General features: G+C 68.9%; 23 protein-coding genes. 5 read left to right on the top strand and 18 right to left on the bottom strand.

Annotated elements, in window-relative coordinates; genetic code table 11:
* Window positions 1-8: 8 nt before the first annotated feature.
* The 8 genes from D183_RS0116775 to ubiE form a co-directional block, all read right to left on the bottom strand.
* Window positions 9-2,027, bottom strand: coding sequence for a methanol/ethanol family PQQ-dependent dehydrogenase (locus D183_RS0116775; protein ID WP_051067639.1), 2,019 nt, complete (start codon window positions 2,025-2,027; stop codon window positions 9-11).
* A gap of 406 nt (window positions 2,028-2,433) precedes the next feature.
* A complete protein-coding gene (locus D183_RS0116770) occupies window positions 2,434-3,072 on the bottom strand; it encodes an HAD family hydrolase (RefSeq protein ID WP_017910021.1) in 639 nt (212 codons plus the stop codon).
* A 5-nt stretch (window positions 3,073-3,077) separates the two neighbouring features.
* Window positions 3,078-3,797, bottom strand: a complete 720-nt coding sequence (locus D183_RS0116765; protein WP_017910020.1) for a hypothetical protein — start codon at window positions 3,795-3,797, stop codon at window positions 3,078-3,080.
* Window positions 3,794-4,813, bottom strand: coding sequence for an alpha/beta fold hydrolase (locus tag D183_RS0116760; RefSeq protein WP_017910019.1), 1,020 nt, complete (start codon window positions 4,811-4,813; stop codon window positions 3,794-3,796). Before D183_RS0116760 ends, D183_RS0116765 begins: the two co-directional genes overlap by 4 nt.
* 33 nt (window positions 4,814-4,846) lie before the next feature.
* On the bottom strand, window positions 4,847-5,197 hold the full coding sequence (locus D183_RS0116755; protein ID WP_017910018.1) for a cupin domain-containing protein: 351 nt from the start codon (window positions 5,195-5,197) through the stop codon (window positions 4,847-4,849).
* Window positions 5,198-5,616: 419 nt separating this feature from the next.
* Window positions 5,617-7,557 carry a M1 family metallopeptidase gene (locus D183_RS0116750; protein ID WP_017910017.1) on the bottom strand — a complete coding sequence of 647 codons (1,941 nt, stop codon included), beginning with the start codon at window positions 7,555-7,557 and terminating at the stop codon, window positions 5,617-5,619.
* A 134-nt stretch (window positions 7,558-7,691) separates the two neighbouring features.
* Complete coding sequence (locus tag D183_RS27035; RefSeq protein WP_441366283.1) at window positions 7,692-7,865, bottom strand: class I SAM-dependent methyltransferase; 174 nt, start codon at window positions 7,863-7,865, stop codon at window positions 7,692-7,694.
* A 514-nt stretch (window positions 7,866-8,379) separates the two neighbouring features.
* Complete coding sequence (gene ubiE, locus D183_RS0116740) at window positions 8,380-9,141, bottom strand: bifunctional demethylmenaquinone methyltransferase/2-methoxy-6-polyprenyl-1,4-benzoquinol methylase UbiE (protein WP_017910016.1); 762 nt, start codon at window positions 9,139-9,141, stop codon at window positions 8,380-8,382.
* Window positions 9,142-9,254: 113 nt separating this feature from the next.
* Between ubiE and D183_RS0116735 the strand changes: the two genes are divergently transcribed.
* From D183_RS0116735 to D183_RS0116725, 3 genes are all read left to right on the top strand, one after another.
* The gene (locus tag D183_RS0116735) at window positions 9,255-9,710 is read left to right on the top strand and encodes a nucleoside deaminase (RefSeq protein ID WP_010341927.1); all 456 of its coding nucleotides are present in this window, start codon (window positions 9,255-9,257) and stop codon (window positions 9,708-9,710) included.
* A 210-nt stretch (window positions 9,711-9,920) separates the two neighbouring features.
* Window positions 9,921-11,108 carry a DUF1624 domain-containing protein gene (locus D183_RS0116730; protein ID WP_017910015.1) on the top strand — a complete coding sequence of 396 codons (1,188 nt, stop codon included), beginning with the start codon at window positions 9,921-9,923 and terminating at the stop codon, window positions 11,106-11,108.
* Window positions 11,109-11,174: 66 nt separating this feature from the next.
* Window positions 11,175-12,539: a DUF2252 domain-containing protein gene (locus D183_RS0116725; protein ID WP_017910014.1), complete on the top strand. Its 1,365-nt coding sequence runs from the start codon at window positions 11,175-11,177 to the stop codon at window positions 12,537-12,539.
* A gap of 742 nt (window positions 12,540-13,281) precedes the next feature.
* Here the strand turns inward: D183_RS0116725 and hslU are convergent.
* From hslU to D183_RS0116680, 9 genes are all read right to left on the bottom strand, one after another.
* Window positions 13,282-14,649, bottom strand: a complete 1,368-nt coding sequence (gene hslU / locus D183_RS0116720; RefSeq protein WP_026144567.1) for an ATP-dependent protease ATPase subunit HslU — start codon at window positions 14,647-14,649, stop codon at window positions 13,282-13,284.
* Window positions 14,650-14,749: 100 nt separating this feature from the next.
* A complete protein-coding gene (hslV, locus tag D183_RS0116715) occupies window positions 14,750-15,301 on the bottom strand; it encodes an ATP-dependent protease subunit HslV (RefSeq protein ID WP_010341232.1) in 552 nt (183 codons plus the stop codon).
* A gap of 48 nt (window positions 15,302-15,349) precedes the next feature.
* The gene (locus D183_RS0116710) at window positions 15,350-15,559 is read right to left on the bottom strand and encodes a DUF3079 domain-containing protein (RefSeq protein ID WP_017910012.1); all 210 of its coding nucleotides are present in this window, start codon (window positions 15,557-15,559) and stop codon (window positions 15,350-15,352) included.
* Window positions 15,560-15,668: 109 nt separating this feature from the next.
* Window positions 15,669-16,679, bottom strand: a complete 1,011-nt coding sequence (gene xerC / locus D183_RS0116705) for a tyrosine recombinase XerC (protein WP_441366276.1) — start codon at window positions 16,677-16,679, stop codon at window positions 15,669-15,671.
* Complete coding sequence (locus D183_RS0116700; RefSeq protein WP_026143225.1) at window positions 16,676-17,341, bottom strand: DUF484 family protein; 666 nt, start codon at window positions 17,339-17,341, stop codon at window positions 16,676-16,678. The genes xerC and D183_RS0116700 overlap by 4 nt, the downstream gene beginning before the upstream one ends.
* The gene (gene dapF, locus D183_RS0116695) at window positions 17,338-18,195 is read right to left on the bottom strand and encodes a diaminopimelate epimerase (protein WP_017910009.1); all 858 of its coding nucleotides are present in this window, start codon (window positions 18,193-18,195) and stop codon (window positions 17,338-17,340) included. Before dapF ends, D183_RS0116700 begins: the two co-directional genes overlap by 4 nt.
* On the bottom strand, window positions 18,188-18,439 hold the full coding sequence (gene lptM / locus D183_RS0116690; RefSeq protein WP_017914634.1) for an LPS translocon maturation chaperone LptM: 252 nt from the start codon (window positions 18,437-18,439) through the stop codon (window positions 18,188-18,190). Before lptM ends, dapF begins: the two co-directional genes overlap by 8 nt.
* Before the next feature lie 61 nt (window positions 18,440-18,500).
* Window positions 18,501-18,881: a YbaN family protein gene (locus tag D183_RS0116685; RefSeq protein ID WP_017910007.1), complete on the bottom strand. Its 381-nt coding sequence runs from the start codon at window positions 18,879-18,881 to the stop codon at window positions 18,501-18,503.
* A gap of 695 nt (window positions 18,882-19,576) precedes the next feature.
* The gene (locus tag D183_RS0116680; RefSeq protein WP_017910006.1) at window positions 19,577-21,667 is read right to left on the bottom strand and encodes a S9 family peptidase; all 2,091 of its coding nucleotides are present in this window, start codon (window positions 21,665-21,667) and stop codon (window positions 19,577-19,579) included.
* Window positions 21,668-22,124: 457 nt separating this feature from the next.
* Between D183_RS0116680 and D183_RS0116675 the strand changes: the two genes are divergently transcribed.
* Entirely contained in the window at window positions 22,125-23,336 is a 1,212-nt protein-coding gene (locus D183_RS0116675; RefSeq protein WP_017910005.1) for a pyridoxal phosphate-dependent aminotransferase, read from the top strand.
* 38 nt (window positions 23,337-23,374) lie between these two features.
* Entirely contained in the window at window positions 23,375-23,857 is a 483-nt protein-coding gene (locus D183_RS0116670) for a GNAT family N-acetyltransferase (protein WP_017910004.1), read from the top strand.
* A gap of 157 nt (window positions 23,858-24,014) precedes the next feature.
* Here D183_RS0116670 and D183_RS0116665 read toward each other — a convergent pair whose 3' ends face one another.
* Window positions 24,015-26,120, bottom strand: a complete 2,106-nt coding sequence (locus D183_RS0116665) for a prolyl oligopeptidase family serine peptidase (RefSeq protein ID WP_017910003.1) — start codon at window positions 26,118-26,120, stop codon at window positions 24,015-24,017.
* Between the last annotated feature and the right edge of the window lie 125 nt (window positions 26,121-26,245).

The raw sequence follows: 26,245 nt of genomic DNA, 5'->3' as shown, positions 1-26,245 counted from the left end.
CCGCCGGCTCATCGCACCGACTTGGCGGCGACCGCCGCGCTGCCACCGCCGCCGGCCGTCGCGGCGGTCGCGTTGGGGGTCGGGGTGACGGTCTTGCCGGCGCCGTCGATGCGGAAGGTGTGCACCATACCGCCCAACGGGATCTTGTCGAAGCCGTTGCTGAAGGCCAGGCCGGCCGCACCCAGCGCACCGTACGGATCGCCCGGATCCAGGCCGGCGGCGACCGGCAGGCCGATCCAGCCGCCGATGCCCGAGAACACCGCCACGTACTGGTGGCCGTTGGCCTTGTAGGCGATCGGGTTGCCGATGATGCCCGAGGGCAGCTTGGTCTCCCACAGCTTCTTGCCGGTGTCCTTGTCCACCGCGCGGAACCAGCCGTCCAGCGTGCCGTAGAACACCAGCCCGCCGTCGGTGACCAGGGTGCCGCTCCACACCGGGAACTTCTCCTTGATCTCCCACTTGGACTTGCCTTCGACCACGTCGAACGCCTTGACGATGCCCAGCGCACCCGGCTCGTTCGGCTTCATCAGCACGTTGGCGAACACGTACGGCAGGCCCATCATGGTGTTGCCGCGCTCCTGCGGGTCCAGCTCCATGTGCCAGTTGTTGGTGCCGCAGAAGAACACCGCCGAATTGGACGGGTCCACCGAGCACGGCTGCTGGTCCTTGCCGCCCATCGCCGCCGGGAACGCCTCGACCTTGCGGCCGCGCTCCAGCGGCGAGTGCGCCGCGACCTTGACCGGACGCCCGGTCTTCATGTCGATGCGCTCGGCCCAGTTGGCCGGCACGAACTTGTTGGCGCGCAGCAGGGTGCCGTCGCGGCGGTCCAGCACATAGGCGAAGCCGTTGCGGTCGAACTGCACGACCGAGGGCACCTGCTTGCCGTCGATGGTCAGGTCGACCAGGATCGGCTCGTTGACGCCGTCGTAGTCCCATTGGTCGAACGGGGTCTTCTGGTAGCCCCACACCGCCTCGCCGGTGTCGATCTTGCGCGCGAACAGGGTCATCGACCACTTGTTGTCGTACTCGCCGGTGTCGCATTCCTTCTGCGTGGTCTTGCCGCAGCGGTACGACGGGCTCCACAGGCCCGGATTGCCGGTACCGTAGTAGACCAGCTTGAGTTTCGGGTCGTAGCTGTACCAGCCCCACGCCGCGCCGCCGCCGCGCTTCCAGCCTTCGTCGGGATAGGTCTTCTGGCCGAGGTCGCCGAGCTGGCCGTGCTGCGGATTGGCCTTGTTGAAGTCCGGGCCGAGGCAGATGTCCTTGTCGGTGCCGGTGGCCTCGCAGGACCAGGCCTGCTTGCCGTCGGCCAGCGCGTACGCGGCGACGCGCCCGCGCACGCCGAACTCGTTGCCGCTGATGCCGGCCACGACCTTGCCGTCGGCGATGATCGGGGCCATGGTGATGGTCTCGCCCTTCTCGGGATAGGCGAGCTTCTGCTTCCACACTTCCTTGCCGGTCTTGGCATCGAGCGCGATCACGTCGCCGCTGAGGCTGCCGAACACCACCTTGCCGTCGGCGTAGGACGCGCCACGGTTGACCGTGTCGCAGCAGGCCACCGCGACGGCGCGCTCGTCCTGCTGCGGGGTGTACTTCCACAGCACCTTGCCGGCGTCTTCCTGCGACAGGTCGATCGCGAACACGTTGTTCGGATAGGCGCTGACCATGTACATGGTGCCCCCCACCACCAACGGCTGGCCTTCATGGCCGCGGGTGGCGTCGGTCTTCATCTCCCACGACATCTTCAGGTTCTTGACGTTGTCGCGGTTGATCTCGGCCAGCGGGCTGTGCCGGGTCAGGCCGAAGTCGCGGCCGATGCCGCCCCAGTTGTCCGGGTTGGCGGCATTGCTGGCGAACTCGCTGTCGGTATCGGCGACCGCGGCCGGCGCGGCGGCCGGCGGCTGCTGTGCGGCGGCCGGTGCGGCCGGCGCCGAAGCCTCTTCCTGCTTCTTGCAACCCGCCAATGCCAGCGCAGTGGCCAGCGCGAGCAGCGTACAAGCCTGGGTACGACGTGAATGACTGTGCATCGTTCTACTCCCCTCGTTGAAGAGCCGCGTCACTTCACCTATCGGCGTGTGCCACGGAACCTGAAGCGTGGGTATATGCGAGCAACGTCCATGCCATCGCGGCGCTGCGATGCAACATCCCTTGAGGCACGGATCACGACGTCGATTGCCGTCCAGCAAGCGCATGTGGTCGCGTCCAGGACGTATCGAGAACGTGACACTTTGTGCCATGTCGCTGCATCGCGATTGGCGCACTTCGGGCATAAGTACGCGTGGCACACCCTGCGCCATCGACGCGGATGTAGCGCTGCCACACGCGTGTGCACAGCGGAACGCGCGGCAGAAGCACGCAGTCGGCATGCGTGCGCCGAAGCGCGGTGCGGGATGGGTACGGCGCGCGGCGGCCGTCAGCCGCCGCGGTGCAGTATCAGTGCGGCTGCTGTCTGGCGTGGTCCTGCCACCACGCCAGCAGCGCGGCGCAATCGGCGAAATGCAGGTCGGCCAGCGCCGGCCAGGGATTGTCCGGATGCAGCAGCACGGTGGTGGCGCCGGCATGGCGCCCGCACTGCAGGTCGTAGGCGTGGTCGCCGACCATCGCCAGTGCCTGCGGCGCCACACCCCAGTGCTCGGCCAACTGCAGCAGGCCGCCGGGATGCGGCTTGGGCGGCGCCTCGTCGCGGCCGAGGATGGTGACGTCCTCGAACAGGTCGTCGACCTCGATCTCTTCCAGGGTCAGCTGCGCCAGCTCGCGCGCGTTGCGGGTGAGCACCGCCAGCCGGCAATCGGCCGCATGCAGGGTACGCAGCAGCGCCGGCGCGCCGTTGGCCGCGGTGGCCTCCTGGGCCAGCACGCGCTCGTGCTCCAGCAGCCAGGCGTGCTTGCTGGCGCGCTGCGCGTCCGGCAGCGCCGCCAGGTGCTGCAGGATGTCGGCCTGCGGCGGGATCTGCAGTTCGCGGCGGATCAGCGCGAAATCGTGCACGGCGCGGGTCAGGGTGCCGTCCATGTCGAACACCCAGTGGCGCACCTGGCACAGCGCCTCGGCCGGCGGTGGCATGGCGGCATGCATCGCGCTCAATCCCAGCCCGGCATCTGCGCGCCGTCCAGGCCGCCGGTCTCGAACACCGCGGTGCGGGTGCCGCCGGCCTTCACCGGGAAGGTGATCTGCAGCACCGTGGTCTTGCGCGCCAGCTTCCACAGCGCCTTGTCGTCGCTGATGAACATGGCGATGGCCTCGTCGGTCTTGGGCCGCCAGGCCGCGGCCGCGTGCGGCGGCGCGTCGTCGGCCTTCAGTTCCACCTTGCAGCCGCCGGCGCAGCGGAAATCGCCGGACTGCAGCACCAGGTAGGCGCTGCGCTTCCATTCCGGATGGTCGCGGAACACCAGTTGCACCGGCTTGGGCCCGCTGCCGTCCACATCGACCTTGTCGCGGCTGTACAGCATCGCCGAACGCTGCACGCCCTTGCCGGCCGGCACCTGCGAGTACTGCCAGGCCGCCTGCATGCGCCGCAGCTCGCGCGCCGCTTCGCCCTTGGCCTTGACCTCGGCGTAGCCCGGCTGGATGCGTTCGGCCGCGTCCGAGCCGGGGTACTGCTGCAGCAGCGCCGCGCCGTGGATCCGGGCCAGGTCCCAGTTGCCCGACTTCACCGCGGCGTCGTACTGCTTGGCCAGGTCGTCGGCCGCCTGCGCCTTGGCCTGCGCTTCGGCCGCGGCCTGCGCCTTGCGCTCGGCCTCGTGATCGCCGCAAGCGGCCAGGGCGACGGCGCACAGCGCGCCGAGCAGGATGCGTTTCATCGTGGGGTTCCTCGTTGGATCAGGGTGTCGATGGCCTGCGCGACCTCGGCGGGCTTCTCGACGATGGACATGTGGCCGCTGCCGTCCAGCAGCACCTGGATCGCCTGCGGCAGGCGTTGCGCGTACAGCGCCAGCGCGCTGGCGTCGATCACCGCGTCCTGCACGCAGTTCAGCAGCAGCGTCGGCTGGCGGATGTGCGCGGCTTCCTCGAACGGCAGGAACGCCTCCTCGCCGCGGCCGATGCGCGCCAGCACCTGCTGCTCGAAATCGGCCTCGCGGCGACGCCAGGCCACCACCGCCGGCACCGCCCAGCGCGGAATGCGCGGCTTGGCGCGCTCGAGCAGGAACACGGTGTCGATGTAGCGCTGCAGCGATGCGGCATCGTGCACCGCGAACGGATTGTGCCCGTCCAGCACCGCCTGGCCGAAGACGTTGTCGGCGAAGCGTACGCCGGCGGCGTTGAACAGGCCGACCCGGTCGAACACCGCCGGATGGCGCGCCGCGGCCAGCGCCGCGATGCCGCCGCCCATCGAATGCCCGAGCAGCACGCATTCGCTGCCCGCACGGCGCGCGCACTGCATGGCGAACGCGGCCACGCGCTCGGCCTGCGCCACAAAGCCGTAGTCCTGCCCGGCGATGCGCTGGCTCTCGGCCCAGCCGGGCAGATCCGGGATCACCAGGTGATAGCGCGTGCCCAGCGCGCGCGCCAGCGGCAGCCAGTTCTCCTTGCTGCCGGTGAAGCCATGCACCAGCAGCAGGGTCGGCGCGGCGGGATCGGCCGCGGCGCGCACCAGATAGGTCCAGGTGTGCCCGGCGACCTGCGACTGGCGCCGCCGCAGCCCGCTGCCGTGACGCTGACGCAGGCTCTCCAGGCGCACCAGCAGGAACGGATCGCGCGCCACCAGCAGCGCCCCGATCGGCATCGCCACGAGCGCCACGCACAGCAGCGACACCAGCAACGCCAGGGCGCCAGCCAGCAGCAGCAGCATCATCAAGACCAGGGTCGCCATCACCATGGGGACACCGCAGCGCGCAGGCCGGTCATGCGCTCACGCCACCACGTCGGCTTCGCCGAGATGGAGGGCCAGCCACACGGTCGGCTGCCCGGGATCGGTGAAGGTCACCCAATGCGGCGTATCGGCCGGGATGAACAGATGGTCGCCCGGCGCCAGCGCGACCTCGCGATCGCACAGCGCCACCCGCGCGCGACCGCGCAGCACGAGTACCCATTCGTCGTGCGCCTGCAGGTACGGCGACTCCTGCGGCGTGGTCTGCCCGTGCGAGACGATGCGCTCGACGCGGCAACCGGAGCGCCGCAGCAGTTCGGTGAAGATTTCGCCACCGCGGGCATCGGGCAATGCGTCCAGCAAGGAACCAGACAGCACGGGCGCGTCGGTCATCTCAGCAACCCCTCGGGAGGCGCACGCAGGCCCGCGCGCATCGGCGCCGGCAACGACCTGCCATGGCACTGGCGCTTGCAGCGGAGACCGGGGCAGCGGTGGCGAACGATGTCATGCGCGCATGGACCGAGGACCATCGGGACTGCCGAGGATATCGCGAATGCGTGGCAGCAGGTCGTGCTGATCGACGGCGTTGCGTGTGGAATCCGTTAAGGCGGCACTGCACAGGCACGCGCCTCATGCCGGCGGCGCATGCGACGCCGCAGATGACGACGTCCTGCAACGCAGGCGCGGCCATGCCGCCACCATCGCACTCTCCACGCGCGACGCGATCGTCGCAACACGCCGGCCGCACACACGCACACGGCGCCGGGAGTGCTCCCGGCGCCGTGTGCGCGGTCTTTCGCGGGCGACTTGCGTCAGTGCGCGGTGCTGCCGGCCTTGGCCTTGTCCAGCATCTCCTGCACCGACACCGTGGTGATCGGGTGGTAGCCGGGCTTGGCCTTGGCGAACACCTCTTCGGCGAAGGCGAGCCCGTCCGGCGTCTTCACCAGTTCGGCGTAGATCGGCAGGATCAGCTTGCGGCGGCCGACGCGGGCGATGAACTCGCCGGCGGCCGGGCGCGCGTCCACGTAGCCGCTGCGGATCGCCAGCGGATACCAGCGCATGGCGATCTCGCCGTTGGCGGTGCCGGTGAAGTGGTAGGCATCGTCGAGCTGCTTGAGCTGCGCCGGGGTCAGCTTCTCGCCCAGGCCGCTGAGGAAGCGCGTCCACTCCTGGGTGCTCCAGGCATCGGTCACCTGCTTGCCCGGCAACGTGCCGCTGCCGGTCCAGGCGATGCGCGCGGTGTCGACCATGGCGAAGTTGCGCGAACGCGCCTTCTGCGCGAACGCCGGAATGCCCGGCTCGTCCAGCCACGCATGCAGTTCCTGCGCGGTCACCGCATTCGGCTTCTTGGGCAGCAGGTGGGTCTTCAGGTACTCGACGAACTGGTCGGTGTTGGCGCTCTGGAACGCGTGGTCGTCGAACCAGCCGCGCAGGAACGGATCGAAGGTGTCGCGGCCGAAGCGCTGCTCCAGGAACTGCAGGAACCATGCGCCCTTGACGTAGGCGACCTGGCTCAGCGCCTCGTCCGGATCGCGCTCGGTCAGCGCCGGCAGCGCCAGCGCCTGGTCGGCCGGGCTCATGCCCTTCAGTTCGGCGAGCAGGTCGGCCTGGTCGATCTCGCGCTCCATCTCCGCCGCTTCGGGGCCGTACAGCGCCTCGGTGATGCGCGCCTGCACGTAGGTGGTGAAGCCTTCGTTGAGCCAGATGTCCTTCCAGCTGGCGTTGGTCACCAGGTTGCCGGACCAGCTATGCGCCAGCTCGTGCGCGATCAGCGACACCAGCGACTTGTCGCCGACGATCACCGTCGGCGTGGCGAAGGTCAGGCGCGGATTCTCCATGCCGCCGAACGGGAACGACGGCGGCAGCACCAGCATGTCGTAGCGGCCCCAGCGATACGGGCCGTACAGCGTCTCGGCGGCCACGATCATCTTCTCGGTGTCCTCGAACTCCTTGGCCGCCTTGTCGACCATCGCCGGCTCGGCCCACACGCCCGAGCGCGCCGAGATCGGCTTGAACACCAGGTCGCCGGCGGCGATCGCCAGCAGGTAGGACGGGATCGGCTGCGGCATCTTGAAACGGTAGTCGCCGTTGCGCACCGCCTTGGGATCGTTGTCGGCGCTCATCAGCACCATCACGTCCGGACGCGAGACCACGTGCGCGCTGTAGGTGAAGCGCACGCTCGGCGTGTCCTGCAGCGGCACCCACGAACGCGCGTGGATCGCCTGCGACTGGCTGAACATGAAGGGCAGCTTCTTGCCCTCGGTCATCGACGGCTCCAGCCACTGCAGGCCCGAGGCGGTCGGCGCGGTGTGGTAGGTGATGCTGATCGTCTGCGGCTGCGTCGGCGCCTCGATGGTCAGCTTGCTGCCGTAGATCTTGTCGGCCGGCGCCAGCGCGTACTGCAGCGGCGCCTGCTGGCCCTTGCCGTCGTCGGCCTGCACCTTCTCGATGGTCAGGTCGCGCGTATCCAGCACCAGTTGCTTGGCGCTCTTGTCCTTCCAGTCCAGCGTGTAGGTGGCGGTGCCGCCGATCTGCTTGCTGTCGAAATCCAGCTTCAGATCCAGCGCCAGATCCTTGATCACGACCTTGGACGGCTCGGCGTAGGAGGTCTCGTCGTGGCTGCGGTCGGCCGGCTTGGCCGCGGCGGGTGCCGGCTTGGCGGCAGTGGCGGCCGCATCGGGCGCGGACGCTTCACGGGAACACCCGGACGCGATCACCGCGGCCAGGGACAACAACAGGAACGGGGAACGCATGGCAGTAACCGGTTCGAGGAAAACTCGCAGTCTACCGGAAGGCCGGGATTGGGGATTCGGGAGTGGGGATTCGCAACCGCAGTGCGATGCGCGCTGACGAATCCCGAATTACCGCTCTCCAATCCCGGATCCACTCAGATCTTGTCGCCCGAATGGATTGCCACCATACCGCCGGCCAGGTTCTTGTGGTGGCTGCGGGCGAAGCCGGCTGCTTCCATCATCGCCTTCAGTGCGTCCTGCGGCAGATGCTTGCACCGGCACCGCCGGACCGCGCGTCGGGACTGAAGTCCCTCCCACAAAGACGGCACAGGGCCCGCGATCGGTCAGCACCGATCCCCTGCTCTTACCATTCCCGATTCCCGATTCCCGGCGTTCTGTGGCAGATGCTGCGCCGGCACCGCCGGACCGCGCGTCGGGATTGAAGTCCCTCCCACAAGAACAACCCAGCGCCGCGATCGGGCTGCAACCGATCGTCCGCTCTTGCGATTCCCGAATCCCGATTCCCGAATCCCGGCTTTCTGTGGCAGCTGCTTGCACCGGCACCGCCGGACCGCGCGTCGGGACTGAAGTCCCTCCCACAAGAACAACCCAGCGCCGCGATCGGGCTGCAACCGATCGTCCGCTCTTGCGATTCCCGAATCCCGATTCCCGGCTCCACTCACACCGCGTTCAACGCGTCCTGCGGCGGATGCTTGCGCCGGCATCTTCGGACCGTGCGTCGGGACTGAAGTCCCTACCACAAGACCAACACAGCGCCGCGATCAGTCAGCACCCGATCGCCCGCCTTTGCGAATCCCCAATCCCGAATCCCCAATCCCGGCTCTAAATCCTATAGCCCGAGTGGATCGCCACGATGCCGCCGGTCAGGTTCTTGTAGTGGCTGCGGGCGAAGCCGGCCTCTTCCATCATCGCCTTCAGCGCGTCCTGCGGCGGATGCTTGCGGATGCTTTCGGCCAGGTACTGGTAGCTGTCGGCATCCTTGGCGAACAGTTGGCCCAGGCGCGGCAGCACCTTGAACGAATGGAAGTCGTACAGCGGCTTGAACCAATCGGCGGTGACTTCGGAGAACTCCAGCACCCGCGCCTGGCCGCCGACCTTGAGCACGCGGTACATCTCGCGCAGTGCGGCGTCCTTGTCGGTGACGTTGCGCAGGCCGAAGGCGATGGTCACCAGGTCGAAGCTCTGGTCCGGGAACGGCAGCGCCTCGGCGTTGCACTGCACGTAGTCCAGGCCCGCGACCAGGCCGCGGTTGGTGAGGCGGTCGCGGCCCACCGAGAGCATGCCGGCGTTGATGTCGCCCAGCACGATCTCGCCGTCGGCACCGACCCGGTCCTTCAGCAGCGCGGCGATGTCGCCGGTGCCGCCGGCCAGGTCGAGCACGCGGTCGCCCGGCTTGACCTGCGCGGTGGCGACGAAATAGCGCTTCCAGACCCGATGGATGCCCATGCTCATCAGGTCGTTCATCAGGTCGTAGTTGCCGGCGACCGAGGTGAAGACCTCGCCGACCAGCTTCTGCTTGTCCTTGGCGGCGACGTCGCGGAAGCCGAAATGGGTGGTACCGGATTTGTAGGGGGATTCGCTCATGCCGGGATTATCGCACTGCCGGCCGCTGCGTGCCGGTGAAGCGCCACACGGGATGACAGCCGCCGGCCGCCTGCGCCAGACTGCCGGCCGACTCCCTTTCCCCCGGCCATCCCATGCTGACCACGCCCGACTACCGCGCCCTGCTCGACACCGCCATCGCCGAAGCCCGCCAGGGCCTGGCCGAGGGCGGCATCCCGATCGGCGCGGCCCTGTACCACCGCGACGGCCGCCTGCTCGGCTGCGGCCACAACCGCCGCGTGCAGGAAGGCGACCCGTCCGTGCACGGCGAAACCGACGCCTTCCGCAAGGCCGGCCGCCAGCGCCGCTACAAGGACACCATCATGGTCACCACCCTGGCGCCCTGCTGGTACTGCAGCGGCCTGGTGCGACAGTTCAACATCGGCACGGTGGTGGTCGGCGAATCGGTGACCTTCCAGGGCGGCATCGACTGGCTGCGCGAGAGCGGCGTGGAGGTCATCGACCTGCACAGCCAGGAATGCATCGACCTGCTCGGCGGCTTCATCGCCGCGCACCCGGACGTGTGGAACGAGGACATCGGCGAGGACTGAGCGGCCCGCCGACGCGCCCACGGGCCGACACCAAGCCATGCCGAGCGACGCCGACCTGGCGCGCCGGCTTGCCCCGCCCGAGCCTCGCCGCCGCCGCGCCGGCACCCCCTTGCGCGGCCAAGCCCGAGAATCCCCGCGCCAGCAGCGGCGGTAAGGGCTCTGCTTGCCGAGTGTTATATTGTTTCAAAAAATCGACACCGATCGCACCGCATGCCGTCTGTTGCCCTCGCTTCGCCCGCCTCCCTCGCCGTCCCCGCGACGCCCGCCGCGCGACTGGCCTCGATCGACCTGCTGCGCGGCACGGTGATGCTGCTGATGCTGCTCGACCACGTGCGCGAGACCTTTTACCTGCACCACCCGGTCGGCGACCCGATGGAGGTGGAGGGCACGGCGCCGGCACTGTTCGTCGCGCGCACCCTCGCCCACCTGTGCGCGCCGGTGTTCGTGTTCCTCACCGGCCTGTCGGCCTGGCTGTACGCGTCCCGGCAGGCCGACGGACGCGCGGCGGCCGCCCGCTTCCTGCTCAAGCGCGGCCTGTTCCTGATCGTGCTGGAGCTGACCCTGGTCAACCTGGCCTGGAGCGGCGCCTTCCCGCCGCAGGCGCTGTACCTGCAGGTGATCTGGGCGATCGGCCTGAGCATGCTCGCCCTGGCCGCACTGCTGTGGCTGCCGCGGCCGGCGCTGGCCCTGCTCGGCGCGGCCCTGGTCGCCGGCCACCACCTGCTGGACGACGTGCAGGTGCAGGGCGACGGCCCGCTCGCGGCCGCCTGGGCGGTGCTGCACGACCGGCGCTGGCTGGAGTTGGGCGAGCTGCGTCTGCGCACCTCCTACCCGGTGCTGCCGTGGATCGGGGTGATCGCGCTCGGCTACGCCGCCGGCCCCTGGTACGGCGCCGCCACCGAGCCGGCGCAACGCCAGCAGCGCCTGCTGGCCTGGGGGCTGGGCGCGCTGGCCGGCTTCCACCTGCTGCGCTGGCACAACGGCTACGGCGATGCGCCCTGGCAGGCGCAGGACGACCTGGCGCATACCGCGATGAGCTTCTTCAACGTCACCAAATACCCGCCGTCGCTGCAATTCCTGCTGCTGACCCTGGGCGTGGGCCTGCTGTTGCTGCGCCTGTACGAGCACCCCGGCGTGGCCCGTACCCTGGCGCCGCTGGCGACGATCGGCGCGGCGCCGATGTTCTTCTACCTGCTGCACCTGTACGTGCTGAAGCTCGCCTACCTGGCCGCGCTGGCGCTGTGGGGCGCCAACCAGGGCGACCTGTTCGGCGTGGACAGCGTGGCCGCGCTGTGGGCGATCGCCGCCTTGCTGGGTCTGGCCCTGTACTGGCCCACCGCCGCGTTCGCGCGGCTGAAGGCGCGGCGCCGCGACCTGGGCTGGCTGCGCTACTTCTAGGTTCATCCGCGTGCAATGCAGGCGTGATCGACTGCCGGTTCCCTCGTTCGCGCCTGGAGACCTGCGATGTCCACCCGCCTGCCGCAGTTGCTGCTGATCGGCCTGACTCTCGCCGCCTGCGCCGGATGCGCGACTGCGGCGAGCAAGCGCGACGCCTGGGTGGTGCAGCAGATCCACGACTACAACCATCCCTACGCCGCGCAGCGCGCCGAGCTGGATACCAAGATGGCGACCATGGCCACCGGCGCCTACGCCTTCTACCGCGGCACCGACCATATTTTCTACCAGGACATGAAAACCCTGCCGGGTTCGCTGTGGACCTCGCCGCAGACCGGCTACACCTGGCTCGGCGGCGACACCCACCTCGGCAACTTCGATGCGGCGCGCGACAGCAGCGGCAAGGCGGTGTTCAAGGTCGCCGACTTCGACGAAGGCCACCTCGGCCAGTACGTGTGGGACCTGCGCCGGCTGGCCGCGAGCATGGTGCTGGCCGGGCGCGACAACGGCCTGTCCGACAGCGACATCGGCGACGCCATCGACACCATGGTCGGCGCCTACCTGGACAAGATCGCCGATTTCCGCGGCAGCGACGCCGAAGAAAGCTTCCAGCTGAGCAAGCGCAACACCAGCGGCGCGGTGGCCAAGATCATCGACAGCGCCGACGGCAAGAGCCGCAGCAGCCTGCTGTCCAAGTACACGGTGGTCAACGGCGGCAAGCGCCAGTTCCAGAACCTGGACAACCTGGTCGCGGTGGACGCCGGCACCGCCTCGGCGGTGGCCGCGGCGATGAACGGCTACATCGGCTCGATCGCCGCGTCCAAGCGCTATGCGGCCAGCTACTACAGCATCAAGGACGTGCGCCAGAAGCTGGGCTCGGGCACCGGCAGCCTCGGCCGCCTGCGCCTGTACGTGCTGATCGAAGGCCCGAGCGCGTCGACCAGCGACGACGTGATCCTGGAGTGGAAGCAGGAAGCGGCCAGCGTGGTCGCCGTGGCCGCGCCGTCGCAGATGCCGGCCTCCACCTACGACAACAACGAGGGCGCGCGGGTGGCGCGTACCGCCAAGGCGCAGACCATCGACGCCGACGTGCTGGTCGGCTACGCCAGCGTCGACGGCACCCCGTTCTACGTGCACGAGAAATCCCCGTTCCAGCAGGACCTGGACCCGACCGCACTGGACAGCGCCGGCAAGCTCGCCACCGCCGCCACCTACCTGGGTCAGGCCCTGGCCTCGGCGCATGCGCTGGCCGACCAGGACTACGACCCGAACGTGGTGCCCTACAGCATCGACAAGCAGATCGACCAAGCGGCCAGCAGCAAGAGCGGCCTGAAATCGGAACTGCGCCAGTTCGCGTTCGACTACGCCGCGCAGGTGCAACTGGACTGGCAGTCGTTCGTGGCCGCGTACAAGGCGGGCACGCCGCTGTATTGAACGCGGCGGGGGTGGCCGGGATCGCCCACGCCGTCTTGGCGCTGCGGGAAACATACCCCGGCCTGCGGCACGCTCTCCTGTCGGAGCGATTCTCGTCCCCTTTTGTGGGATCCCAGTCGCGACGAGGCCTTACCGGCAAGTCCCGTCACGACGGAAGTCGCTCCTTGTATCTGGACATGGAGCCCTGATGGCGTCATGTCTACGGTTCTTCTTTTCGTCCGACACGCAAATCTCAAGCGAAAGCAAAGGCTTTCGCCCTGACGGGCGAGTTACTTTTCTTTGCTCGCGCAAAGAAAAGGTAACCAAAAGAAGCGCTTTACCACAGCCGAAGGCTGGTCAAGCGCGCCGTGCCTCGCGCCCTCCGCGCTAACGCGCTCCGGGTCCGCGTCCATCACGGGGATCCGCGGAAGGGGCATCCTGCCCCTGCCGCGGACGGCGCACGTCCATGTGCGCCGCCCTTCGGGTTTTTCCCCGCGATGGCCGCCGCTTCGGAAGGGAACCCAGTAAGTCAAAAGCAAGGGCAAGGGCAAGGGCAAGAGCCAAAGCCAAGCGACCGCGACTCCCACACGGACTCGTGGTGATCGCTGTCCGGGCGCGATGTGGGAGGGACCTTCGTCCCCTTTTGTGGGATCAGGCACGACGGCTTCCGAGGCCAGATCGTCCGCCTACGCAGTTCGTCGTGGTTGCATGACAGTTGACTCCCACAAAGGGGAACGCATCGCGGGCGTGCGTCGACCAGGAATTACAGGATATACCGGCTCAGATCCGGGTCCTGCACCAGCTCGCCCAGGTGCGCATCGACATAGGCCGCGTCCACGGTGACGCTCTGCCCATCGCGGTCCGGGGCTTCGTAGCTCAGCGTGTCGAGCAGGCGCTCGAGCACGGTGTGCAGGCGCCGCGCGCCGATGTTCTCCTGGCGCTCGTTGACCAGGAACGCGATCTCCGCCAGGCGCGCGATGGCGTCGTCGGTGAAACGCAGGCTCACGCCCTCGGTCAGCAACAGCGCTTCGTATTGCTTGGTCAGCGCCGCTTTCGGCTCGGTGAGGATGCGGATGAAGTCGTCCTTCGACAGCGCCGACAGTTCTACCCGGATCGGGAAACGGCCCTGCAGCTCCGGGATCAGGTCGCTGGGCTTGGCGAGATGGAACGCGCCGGAGGCGATGAACAGGATATGGTCGGTCTTGACCGTGCCGTACTTGGTGCTGACGTTGGAGCCTTCCACCAGCGGCAGCAGATCGCGCTGCACCCCTTCGCGCGAGACGTCGCCGCCGGTGGCGCCGGCCTCGCTGCGCTTGGCCACCTTGTCGATCTCGTCGATGAACACGATGCCGTGCTGTTCGCAGGCCTCGATCGCCGCGGCGCGCACATCGTCCTCGTTGACCAGCTTGCCGGCCTCTTCCTCGATCAGCAGCGGCCGCGCGGCCTTGATGGTCAGCTTGCGCGACTGCGACTTGCCGCCACCGAGGTTGGAGAACATCTGCCGCAACTGCTGGCCCATTTCCTCCATGCCCGGCGGGGTCATGATGTCCATGCTGACGTTGACCGCGACATCCAGTTCGATCTCGCGCTCGTCCAGTTCGCCGGCACGCAGCATGCGCCGGAACTTGCTGCGGGTGTCGCTGTCCTGCGCCGAGGGCTCGTTGCGTGCGGCTTCCGGATCGAAGCCGATGCCGGCGCTGCGCCGCGGCAGCAACGCATCGAGGATGCGGTCTTCGGCGCGCTCCTCGGCCTGCGTGCGCACGCGGGTCTTGGCCTGCTCGCGGTACAGCTTGACCGCGGTATCGGCCAGGTCGCGCACGATCTGCTCCACGTCCTTGCCGACGTAGCCGACCTCGGTGAAGCGGGTCGCCTCGACCTTGACGAACGGCGCATTGGCCAGCGTCGCCAGGCGCCGCGCGATCTCGGTCTTGCCGACGCCGGTGGGGCCGATCATCAGGATGTTCTTCGGCATCACTTCGTTGCGCAGCGCATCGGGCAACTGCATGCGCCGCCAGCGGTTGCGCAGCGCGATCGCCACCGCGCGCTTGGCCTCGTGCTGGCCGACGATGTGGCGGTCCAGCTCCTGCACGATCTCGCGCGGGGTCATGGTGGAGGTATCGGGATTTGGCATTGGGGATTGGGGATTCGTAGAAGCGGAGTAGGAACGATCGATGCAATGTCAGGCACAGGGAAAGGAGCGCTGTTGCGAATCCCCAATCCCGACTCCCGAATCACAGCTCTTCGACCACCACATTGCGATTGGTGTAGATGCAGATGTCGCCGGCGATGTTCAGCGCTTCGACGGCGATGGTGCGCGCGTCCAGCGTGGTGTGGCCGAGCAGCGCGCGCGCCGCCGACAAGGCGTAGGAACCACCGGAGCCGATGGCGATGATGCCGTCCTCCGGTTCGATCACATCGCCGGTGCCGCTGATGATCAGCGAGGTTTCCTTGTCGGCGACCGCCAGCAGCGCCTCGAGCTTGCCGAGGCGGCGCTCGGTGCGCCAATCCTTGGCCAGCTCCACTGCGGCGCGGGTCAGCTGGCCGTGCTTCTCCAGCTTGGCCTCGAACAGCTCGAACAGGGTGAACGCATCGGCAGCGGCGCCGGCGAAGCCGGCCAGCACCTGGCCCTCGCGGCCGAGCCGGCGCACCTTGCGCGCATTGCCCTTCATCACGGTGTGGCCCAGGGTCACCTGGCCGTCGCCGGCCACGGCGACGCGGCCATCGCGGCGCACCGACAGGATCGTGGTGGCGTGGAAAACATTGGGGTTCTGACTGGGATCCATGCTGCCTCCGGAGCGATGACTCAGGTGTGGGGGCTGGCGGCGCGCGGTTCAAGCGTCGCCGAGCCGGGCATGCGCCGGCCGTGCCGGATCGGCAGCGATACCCCACGCGACGTACCAGTCCTCGCCCTGGGTTTCGATCGGATGCAGGGTGCGCCCGGCGCCGTTGCCGCGGGCCAGGCCGTGTGCCGCGCAATCGCGGTCGCAGCCCCGGCACAGCCGTTCGGGGCGGCGCGGCGCCAGCGGAAAGGGGTTGGCCATCGGTGAGCCCTCGCAACGTGGGAGGACAGTGTCCTCCCGCCTTTGCCGACTCGCCTTGATCCAGAACAAGCGCGGGTGCGATGGCAACCGTGCGGTCGCGATGCGGCGCTCAGGACTTGCGCTTGGCCCGCGGGTGCGATGCGTCGTAGACCTTGGCCAGGTGCTGGAAGTCCAGATGCGTGTAGATCTGCGTGGTGGCGATGTCGGCATGGCCGAGCAGTTCCTGCACGCCGCGCAGGTCGCCGGAGGATTCCAGGATGTGGCTGGCGAAACTGTGCCGCAGCATGTGCGGATGCACGTGCTTGAACAGGCCCTGACGTCCGGCCAGTTGCTTGATGCGGATCTGCACCGCACGCGCACCGATCGGCGCCCCGCCACGGCCCGGGAACACAGGCGCGGCGGCCTCGCCCCGGCTTTCCTCGCGCCACGCCAGCAACGCGGCGCGCGCGTGCGAGCCGACCGGCACCAGCCGCTGCTTGTTGCCCTTGCCAAGCACGCTGACCATGCCGGCGACGAAATCCAGATCGCGCCAGCGCAGCGCGCACAGTTCGCTCAGGCGCAGGCCGGAGGAATAGAACAGCTCCAGCAGCGCGCGGTCGCGCAGGCCCAGCGGCGCATCGGTCGGCACTTCGACCAGGCGCACCGCCTCGTCGGCGTCGAGCACCTGCGGCAGTTTGCGCGGCGCCTTCGGCGCGCGCAGTGCCGCGGCCGGGCTGGTGGCGATGTGGCCGTGCTTGAGCAGCCACGCATAGAAGCTGCGGCACGCCGACAACCGCCGCTGCAGGCTCTTGGGCGACAGCCCGCGGCGGTGCTCGGCGGCGATGAAGTTGCGCAATTGCGCGGCATCCAGCGCGGCCGGTTCGCCAAGCAGGTTGGCGGCCGCCCACGCCTCCAGCGCCGCCAGGTCGCGGCGGTACGCGTCCAGGGTATGCGCGGACATGCGCCGCTCGACCTGCAGGTAGGCGAGGAACCGGGACTCGGGACCCGGGACCCGGGACCCGGGAGACGCGGCCTCGCTCGCGATGCCAGCAGTGCCCTGCCCGGCCTGATGATCGGCAGCGCCGGTTCCGGCGCTGTCCCGGGTCCCGGGTCCCGGATCCCGAGTCCCGGCCCCACTCATCGCTGCAACGCCACCGCCAGCGCCTCGCCCATCATGCGCAGGAACAAGGTGCCCATGCCGGGATAGAACCGGTTCGGGTCGCGGCTGCCGACCGCGATCAGGCCCAGGCCGGGCAGCGGCAGCAGCGCGGTGGATTGCACTTCGTCCACGCGCTCGCCGTACAGCAGCGCCTGCTTTTCCGGTTGCAGGCGGCCGCAGATCGGCTCGCCGTCCTTCAGGCAATCGCGGAACGGCGCCAGCCGCGGATCGTCGGCCGCCAGCACCTGCAGCCACGGCGCCTGCTCCAGGCCGGGCAAAGGCTGCAGCAGCACGATGCTGACCAGGTCGCCCTGGAAATCCTCCTGCAGCGACGCGGCCATCGCGCGCACGCTGTCGGCGGCGCTGCGCTGGCGCATCAGCGCCAGGGTCAACTGATGGGTGCGCACCGCCAGCCGCTCGTTGACCTGCGCGTTGGCGGCCAGGTCGGCCAGCCGCCGCGACAGTTCGCGGTTCTTGTCGCGCAGCACTTCCAACTGGTAGCTGGCCAGCGACGCGGTGGGACCGTCGTCGCGCGGTACCACCAGGGTCAGCGCCAGATCGGGAAACTGTTTGAGGAAGCCGGGATGGCGCCGCAGCCACGCCGCCACCTCGTGCGCACCGATCTTGTCCTGGCTGTCGCTCATCGGATCCATTCTCCATCGAAGACGAACGTCGCCGGCCCGGACATCACCACCGGTGCGGTGTCTTCCGGCCATTGCACGCGCAGTTCGCCGCCCGGCAGGCTGACGCGGACGTCGCGCTCCACCCGGCCGCGCTGCATCATCACCGCGGCCGCCGCGCAGGCGCCGCTGCCGCAGGCCAGGGTCTCGCCGACGCCGCGCTCGTACACGCGCAGGCGCAGGTGGCCGCGATCGATCACCTGCACGAAGCCGACGTTGACCGAATCCGGGAACGAGGCGTGCTGCTGCAGCAACGGCCCCAGGCGTTCCACCGGCGCCGCATCGACCAGGCCCACTTCCAGCACCGCGTGCGGGTTGCCCATCGACACCGCGCCGAAGCGCACGCTGCCGCCCTGCAGCGGCAGCACGTATTCGTCGCGCGCACGCGGGAAGCCGACCAGCGGCACGTCCTCCGGCGCGAAGCGCGGCACGCCCATCGCCACGGCGAATTCTCCGGCGGCGCTGCGGGTGATGTGGTGACTGCCGGCGGGGCTTTCGATGACGAAATCGTCCGCGGCCGGCGCACTGCCGTCGCGCACCAGCCAGGCCGCGACGCAGCGCGCGCCGTTGCCGCATTGCCCGGCGGCGCTGCCGTCGGTGTTCCAGATGCGGTAGCTGGCGACCGCCGCGGCGTCGCGCGGCGGTTCGATGGTCAGGATCTGATCGCAGCCGACGCCGAAGTGGCGGTCGGCCAGGCGCACCGCCAGTGCGGCGTCCGGCGGCGGGGTGCCGTCGCGCAGGTCGAGCACCACGAAATCGTTGCCCGCGCCCTGCATCTTGCTGAAACGCAGGCGCGCGTCGTGGCGGGCCTCACTCATTCCCATTGGTGGGCATGGTGGTGTCGTTGGCCGGCGGGCGCTGCCCATCCACCGGCTGCGCCTGCCCGGCGGGATCGGTGGTCGCCGGCGGCGTCGCATCCGGCGCGGGCGTGGCGGGCGCGGCTTCCACCGGCACCGGCTTCTGCGGCATCACCAGCGGACCCTTGTTGCCGCAACCGGCCAGGGCCAGCAACGCAGCGGCGGAGAGAACGAGACGGATCGGAGAAGAGGACGATGTGCTCATGCGCCGAGTATAGCCACACCGGCATGAACCGGCTGTGCCGCGGTCGCGTGACGCGGCGCGCTCACGCGCGCGGCGGTTCCGGCCGCCACCACAGCCATAGCGCCACCGCGCTCATGCAGCCGATCGCCAGCACCTGCACCCACAGCCGGTGCACGAACAGCAGCAGCACCAGCGCGCACGCGGCCATGGTCAGCGTCGCCATCCACTTGCCGCGGCGGCTGACCGCGCCATGCCGTTCCCAGTCGCGGATGCTGCGGCCGAAACGCGGATCGCGCAGCAGACGCCGGCGCAGCCGCGGCGAACCGCGCGCGGCGGCGTAAGCGGCGATCAGCACGAACACCGTGGTCGGCAAGCCCGGCACGAAGATGCCGACGATGCCGGTCGCCAGGCTGGCATAGGCCAGCAGCCACCAGGCCCAGCGGAAACGGGAGTGCGTGCGCATGGCGGCATGATAAGCCTGCGCTGGCGCGGGCAGGTGGCGACCGTCTGTCGACGCAACCGAGGTAGCCGTGCGGCAGCGACTGTGCGAGCCGCTTCGGCCGCGATGGAAGAAGCCACCGGCGCGTCCGACTCTTTGCAGTCGGGACTGAAGTCCCTCCCACAATGCATTGCCAAGCCGTCAGCGCTGCTGCATGGCATGGCGCAAAGGCCATCGACCCTTCAGGTCCGACTCGGCCGCCATGCTCACTGTGGGAGCGGCTTCAGTCGCGACGCGCGAAGCCACTGGTGCGTCTGATCTCACAGCAGTCGGGACTGAAGTCCCTCCCACAAGGAGTGACCAGACCATCAGCACCGCTGACGGCCCTCGCATAGGACACCAGCGACCCGCCCACCGCAGGAGCGGCTTCAGCCGCGACGGGCGCAGCCATCAGCACATCCGACGTCATTGCAGTCGGGACCGAAGCCCTCCCACAAGGCATTGCCAAGCCGTCAGCGCTGCTGCATGGCATGGCGCAAAGGCCATCGACCCTTCAGGTCCGACTCGGCCGCCATGCTCACTGTGGGAGCGGCTTCAGCCGCGACGCGCGAAGCCACAGGCCATCCGCCATCCAACCAAACATCGGGGTGGGCCGGCCTCACGCCAGCCGCACCACCTGCGCATCGGCCAGCCCGCAGGCCGGCCGATGCGCATGGCCCTCACTTGGCCGGCTGCTCCACGCCCAGCTGGTCCAGCATGAAGGCATAGGACTCGGCCATTTCGCGGTAGCGACGGAAGCGGCCGGACTTGCCGCCGTGGCCGGCTTCCATGTTGACGCGGAACACGATCGGCTGGCTGCCGGTGTCGTTCTCGCGCAGCTTGGCCACCCACTTGGCCGGCTCCCAGTACTGCACCTGCGAATCCCACAGGCCGGTGCCGACGTACATCGCCGGGTAGGCCTGGCGGCTGACGTTGTCGTAGGGCGAGTAGCTGAGCATGTAGTCGTAGTACGCCTTCTGCTCCGGATTGCCCCACTCGTCGTACTCGTTGGTGGTCAGCGGGATGCTCGGGTCGAGCATGGTGGTGACCACGTCGACGAACGGCACCTGCGCCACCAGCACGCGGTAGTCCTTGGGCGCCATGTTGGCCACCGCGCCCATCAGCAGACCGCCGGCGCTGCCGCCAGCCGCAGCGACGCGATCCGGGGCGGCGTAACCCTGCTGCACCAGCCCGCGGGTGACGTCGATGAAGTCGGTGAAGGTGTTCTTCTTGTGCAGCAGCTTGCCCTGGTCGTACCAGTCGCGACCCATTTCCTGGCCGCCGCGGATGTGCGCGATGGCGTAGACCACGCCACGATCGAGCAGGCTCACCACCGGCAGGTTGAACGCCGGATCGGTGGACATGCCGTAGCTGCCGTAGGCGTACTGGTACAGCGCGGCGCTGCCGTCCTTCTTGAAGCCCTTCTTGTAGACCAGCGACACCGGCACCTTGACCCCGTCGCGCGCGGTCACCCAGACGCGTTCGGTCTGGTACTTGCTGGCGTCGTAGCCGATCACCGGCTGCTGCTTGAGCAGCTTGCGCTCGCCGGTGCGGGTGTTGAGTTCGTAGGTGGTGGCCGGGGTGGTCAGCGAGGTGTAGCTGTAGCGCAGCCACGGCGTGTCCGGTTCGGCATTGATCGACAGGCCCATCGAATACGCCGGCTCGTCGGCCTTGACGTATTCCTCCTTGCCGTCGGCGAAGTGCAGGCGGATCCGCTCCAGGCCGTCGGAGCGCTCGGCGATGGCGGTGAAGCCGTCGAACAGCTCGAAGCCGTCGATGAACACCTTCTCGTCGTAGGGCAGCCAGCTCTGCCACTGGTCGCGCGAGGTGGCGCCGTCGGGCGCGGTCATCAGCGCGTAGTTCTTGGCCTTCCAGTTGGTGCGGATCACCCAGCGGCCATCGAAGTGGTCGGCGTGGTACTCGACGTCGCGCTCGCGCGGCGCCAGCACGGTGAAGCGCTGCGGATCGGCGGCCGGCGCGTAGCGCTGCTCGGAGGACACGGTGCTTTCGACGCCGATGACGATGTACTTGTCGTCGCGGGTGCGGCCCACGCCCATGTAGAAGCTGTCGTCCTTCTCCTCGTACACCAGCGCGTCCTGCGCGGCGGGCGTGCCGAGCACGTGCTTCTTGACCCGCACGGTCAGCAGCGTCTCCGGGTCGTTCTCGACGTAGAACAGGGTCTTGTTGTCGTCGGCCCACACCACGTCCGGCGACACGCCGGGAATGCGGTCGGCATAGACCTCGCCGGTGTCCAGGTTCTTGAAGCGCACCACGTACTGGCGACGGCCGACGTCGTCCTCGGTCCAGGCGAGAATGCGGTTGTCCTGACTGACCGCCGCGTCGCCGACGCTGAAATAGCCCTTGCCGGCGGCCATGGCGTTGACATCGAGCAGGATCTCCTCCGGTGCCTCCATGCTGCCCTTGCGGCGCGCCTGGATCGGGTAGTCCTTGCCGCTCTCGTAGCGGGTGTAATACCAGTAGCCGCGCTCGCGGTACGGCACGCTGCTGTCGTCCTGCTTGATGCGCCCGACGATCTCCTCGTACAGCCGGTCTTCCAGCGGCTGCAGCGGCTTCAGCACCTGGTCGGCATAGGCGTTCTCGGCGTTGAGATAGGCCAGCATCTGCGGGTTCTTACGCGCGTCGTCGCGCAGCCAGTAGTAGGCGTCCTGGCGAACGGCGCCGAACGGCGCCTTGACCGCGTGCGGCTGCTTGGCCGGATGCGGCGGGGTCGCCGCGGCGGCGGAGGCGGAGGAAGCGAAGGAGGCGGTCATGAGCAGGACAAGGCTCGCTAGCAAGGGGCGGTGAGGCATCTAATGGGGCTCCGGCGGCAGTAACGCAACGGGACGCGCCGCCTTGGCCGGGCGGCGGCAGCGGGCGGGCGCCGCGCAGTGCCGGCCGAGTCTCCCTGCAACGCTGCGCCGTGGCAAGCGTGCCGAGGCAGTGCGGCCTGCGACGCAGGGCAATCGGCGGGCCGTGGTGCCGCGATGGCATCGCGGCGGGCAGCCGTGGCCAGCGAAGCCGAATGGCGCCGCATCGCACCGCACACGACCGATCACCAGGAAAGCAACGCCAGATGCACGGGGGTGCACGGCCCCGACCCATGCCCGATTCGCCCAGGCCCAGCGCCCATCTCGGGTCGCGCCGCCACAGCCACCGCGCAATCTGCCGGACCTCGCCGACTGGACGCGGCTAACACGCTCGGGAACACGCTCCTCTATCATCGGCCGCATGGCTTCCCTTCCTGGCGACACCCTCAGCGCCTCGCCCGCCGCCCCCGGCTACAGCCGGCGCAGCCGCGAGATCGAACCCTTCCATGTGATGGCGTTGCTGGCCCGCGCCAACGAACTGGAACACGCCGGCAACGACGTGATCCACCTGGAAATCGGCGAGCCGGACTTCACCACCGCCGCGCCGATCGTCGCCGCCGGCCAGGCCGCGCTGGCTGCCGGCCACACCCGCTACACCGCTGCGCGCGGCCTGCCGGCCCTGCGCCAGGCGCTGGCGGACTTCTACCGGCAGCGCCACGACGTCGACCTGGACCCGGCGCGCATCCTGATCACCCCCGGCGGCTCCGGCGCCCTGCTGCTGGCCAGCGCGCTGCTGGTCGATCCGGGTCGCCACTGGCTGATGGCCGATCCCGGCTACCCGTGCAATCGCCACTTTCTGCGCCTGGTCGAAGGTGCCGCGCAGCTGGTACCGGTCGGCCCTGACAGCCGCTACCAACTGACCCCGGAGCTGCTGCAGCGGCACTGGAACGCGGACAGCGTCGGCGCGCTGGTGGCGTCGCCGGCCAATCCCACCGGCACCGTGCTGTCGCGCGCCGAACTGGCCGCGCTGTCGCAGACGCTGCACGCCCGCGGCGGGCACCTGGTGGTGGACGAGATCTACCACGGCCTCAGCTACGGCATCGACGCGCCCAGCGTGCTGGAAGTCGACGACGACGCCTACGTGCTCAACAGTTTTTCCAAGTACTTCGGCATGACCGGCTGGCGCCTCGGCTGGCTGGTGGCGCCGCGCGCGGCGGTGCCGTCGCTGGAGAAGCTGGCGCAGAACCTGTACATCAGCGCGCCCAGCATCGCCCAGCACGCGGCGCTGGCCTGCTTCCTGCCGGAAACGCTGCAGATCCTGGAAGCGCGCCGCGCCGAATTCGCGCAGCGCCGCGACTACCTGCTGCCGGCGCTGCGCGCGCTCGGCTTCCGCATCGACGTCGAACCGGAAGGCGCGTTCTACCTGTATGCCGACGTGTCCGATTTCACCGACGATGCGCAGGCGTTCTGCGCGCACTTCCTGGAGACCGAGCACGTCGCGTTCACCCCGGGCGTGGATTTCGGTCGCCATCGCGCACGCCAGCACGTGCGCATCGCCTATACCCAGAGCCTGCCACGACTGCAGGAGGCGGTGGCGCGGATCGCGCGCGGGCTGGGGCGCTGGGCGCGCTGAGGCGACCAGCGGCGGGGGAGACGCGAGTGAAGCCAGCCTTGCTCATCTATCGCGAAGCCATCGAATCCGATCTGGCTGCCATCGGTGCGCTCGGCGAGGAAGTGAACGCTGTCCACCATGACGCGTTTCCCCACATCTTCGCCGGCCCGGGCGAGGCGGACCGCGACGTAGCGCACTGGAAGCGCAGCATCGGCCAGGACAATGCCACCACCCTCGTCGCCGAAGCGCAGGGCGTCCTCGTCGGTTTCGTCACGGTCGGCATGGTGTCGGAATCGCACTCACTGCTGCAGCCCATGCGCTTCGGCCGGGTGGGCAGCGTGGGCATCACCCAACGCCATCGCGGCCAGGGGATCGGCCCGGCGCTGATGCAGCGTGCGCACGAGTGGGTGGCGCTGCGCGGCGGTGTCGAAATGCGCCTGAATGTCTGGGCCTTCAACACCCACGCACTGCACGTTTACGAAGAACTGGGTTATGACGTCCGTTCGCTAACCCTGGTCAAGTCGTTGGCCGACGGGGCCTGAGCACCCGCTGCGGCGACGACCTGAGATCACCTTGAGAACGCGGACAATGCCGGCGCGATCGTGACGCGACGCATTGCGCGCAGGCTCAGCCGCTCATTGGATGGCGCGCCAGGCCAGGAGATGGTCCGCGCCCCAGCCGGGACGCGGACTACACCACTCACTTGGACAACCGCTCCCACAGGAAGCTGTACGCCAGCGCCTGCATGTGCGCCGCCTGCGCATTGTTGGCCGCGCCGCCATGACCGCCTTCGATGTTCTCGTAGTAGGTCACGTCCTTGCCGGCGTCGATCATCTTCGCCGCCATCTTCCGCGCATGACCCGGATGCACGCGGTCGTCGCGGGTGGAGGTCAGGAAGATCACCGGCGGATAGGTCTTCTTCGGATCGAACAGGTGATACGGCGAGAAGGTCTGGATGAACTTCCAGTCGTCGGTGTCCGGGTTGCCGTACTCGGCCATCCACGAGGCGCCGGCCAGCAGGTGGCTGTAGCGCTTCATGTCCAGCAGCGGCACCTGCACCACCACCGCGCCGAACAGCTGCGGGTACTGCATCAGCATGTTGCCGGCCATCAGCCCGCCGTTGCTGCCGCCCTGCACGCCCAGGTGCTTGGCCGAGGTGATCTTGCGCGCGACCAGGTCCTGCGCCACCGCCGCCATGTCCTCGTAGGCCTTGTGCCGGTTCTGCTTCAGCGCCGCCTGGTGCCAGCGCGGACCGTACTCGCCGCCGCCGCGGATGTTGGCCAGCGCGTACACGCCGCCTTGGTCAAGCCAGGCGCGGCCCAGGCTGCCGGAGTAGAACGGGGTCATCGAGATCTCGAAGCCACCGTAGGCGTACAGCAGGGTCGGCGCGCTGCCGTCGGCCTTGAGCTGCTTGGGCCGGACCAGGAAGTACGGCACCTTGGTGCCGTCCTTGGACACCGCGAAGTGCTGCTCGATCTCGTCCTTGGACGCGTCGAAGAAGCTCGGCATCGCCTTCAGTGTCTCGATGCTCTTCGGCCCGCGCTGCACGTCGGCCAGCATCAGCGTGGTCGGGGTCAGGAAGTCGGTGGAGGTCAGCCACACCTGGTCGTTCTCGTCGGCATCCACCGCATCGACGCTGGTGCTGCCGAAGGCCAGGTCGCCGACCGGGAACGCTGCACGCGCCCATTCGCCCTCGCCCGGGGTCAGCACCCACAGGCGGCTCTTGACGTCGTCGAGCACGTTCAGCACCAACCGCGACTTGGTCCAGGCGAAGGACGCCAGCGACGCGGTCTCGGTGGGCGTGAACAGCACCTGGAAGTCGCGCTTGCCGGCCATGAAGTCGTCGAACTTGGTCACCAGCAGCGCACCGGCCGGGTAGGTCGTGCCGCCCACCGTCCACGGATCGCGCAGTTCCAGGGTCAGCCACTGGCGGTGCACGCCCTTGTTGGCCGAGTTGGGCACGTCGATCTTGGTCAGGCGGCCGTCGGCGCCGCGCAGGTACATCTCGTCGTTGTAGAACGCCAGCGTGCGGCTGACGAAATCGCGCTCGTAGCCGGGCGTGTCGTCGTGCATCGCGGCGATGTACATGTCGTCCGGCTTGCCCTCGTAGACCAGGGTGGCGCTGGTCATCGGGGTGCCACGCTTCCACTGCTTGACGATGCGCGGGTAGCCGGAGCTGGTCAGCGAGCCGGGGCCGAAGTCGGTGTACAGGTAGACGGTGTCGGCATCGATCCAGCTCAGCCCGCCCTTGGCCTCGGGACGGAAGAAGCCGTCCTTGATCCACTGCTTGGTGCTCAGGTCGAACTCGCGGGTGACGTCGGCGTCGGCGCCGCCGCGCGACAGCGCGATCAGGCAGCGGCGGTACTCCGGGCGCAGGCAGTTGGCGCCATGCCACACCCAGTTCTCGCCCTCGGCCTTGTTCAGCGCGTCCAGGTCCAGCACCGTCTCCCACTTCGGCTCGGGCTTCCGGTACTCGTCCAGGGTGGTGCGGCGCCACAGGCCGCGCTCGTGGGCGCGGTCCTTCCACAGGTTGTAGTAGTACGGGCCGATCTTCTGCACGGCCGGGATCTTGGCGTCGGAATCCAGCACCTCGCGGATGCCGGCCTCGCGGGCCTTGAAGGCGGGGGTCTCGGCCAGCCGCGCCTCGGTCTTGGCGTTCTGCGCCTTGACCCAGTCCAGCGCCTTGGTGCCGGTGACGTCTTCGAGCCAGGCGTAGGGGTCTTGGGGCATCGCGGTTTCCTTGGCCGCGGCGGTGCCGGCGGCGAGCAGGCCGGCGATCAGGCAGGCGTGTGCGAGTGAGGACATGTTCGGATCCGTGGAAGGACAGCGCCGCACCGTAGCACGCAGCATCGCCGCCCTCCCCTGCCGAAGGTCAGGCCGGGCGCGCGGTCCGCAGCGCCGGTCGGCGCCGCCGCGCCTGCGCCCGCGGG

This window comes from Xanthomonas sp. SHU 199, assembly GCF_000364665.1.
Classification (GTDB): domain Bacteria; phylum Pseudomonadota; class Gammaproteobacteria; order Xanthomonadales; family Xanthomonadaceae; genus Xanthomonas_A; species Xanthomonas_A sontii.
Note: the sequence above shows the minus strand (reverse complement) of the source record. Positions and strands in the feature narration are given on the sequence as shown.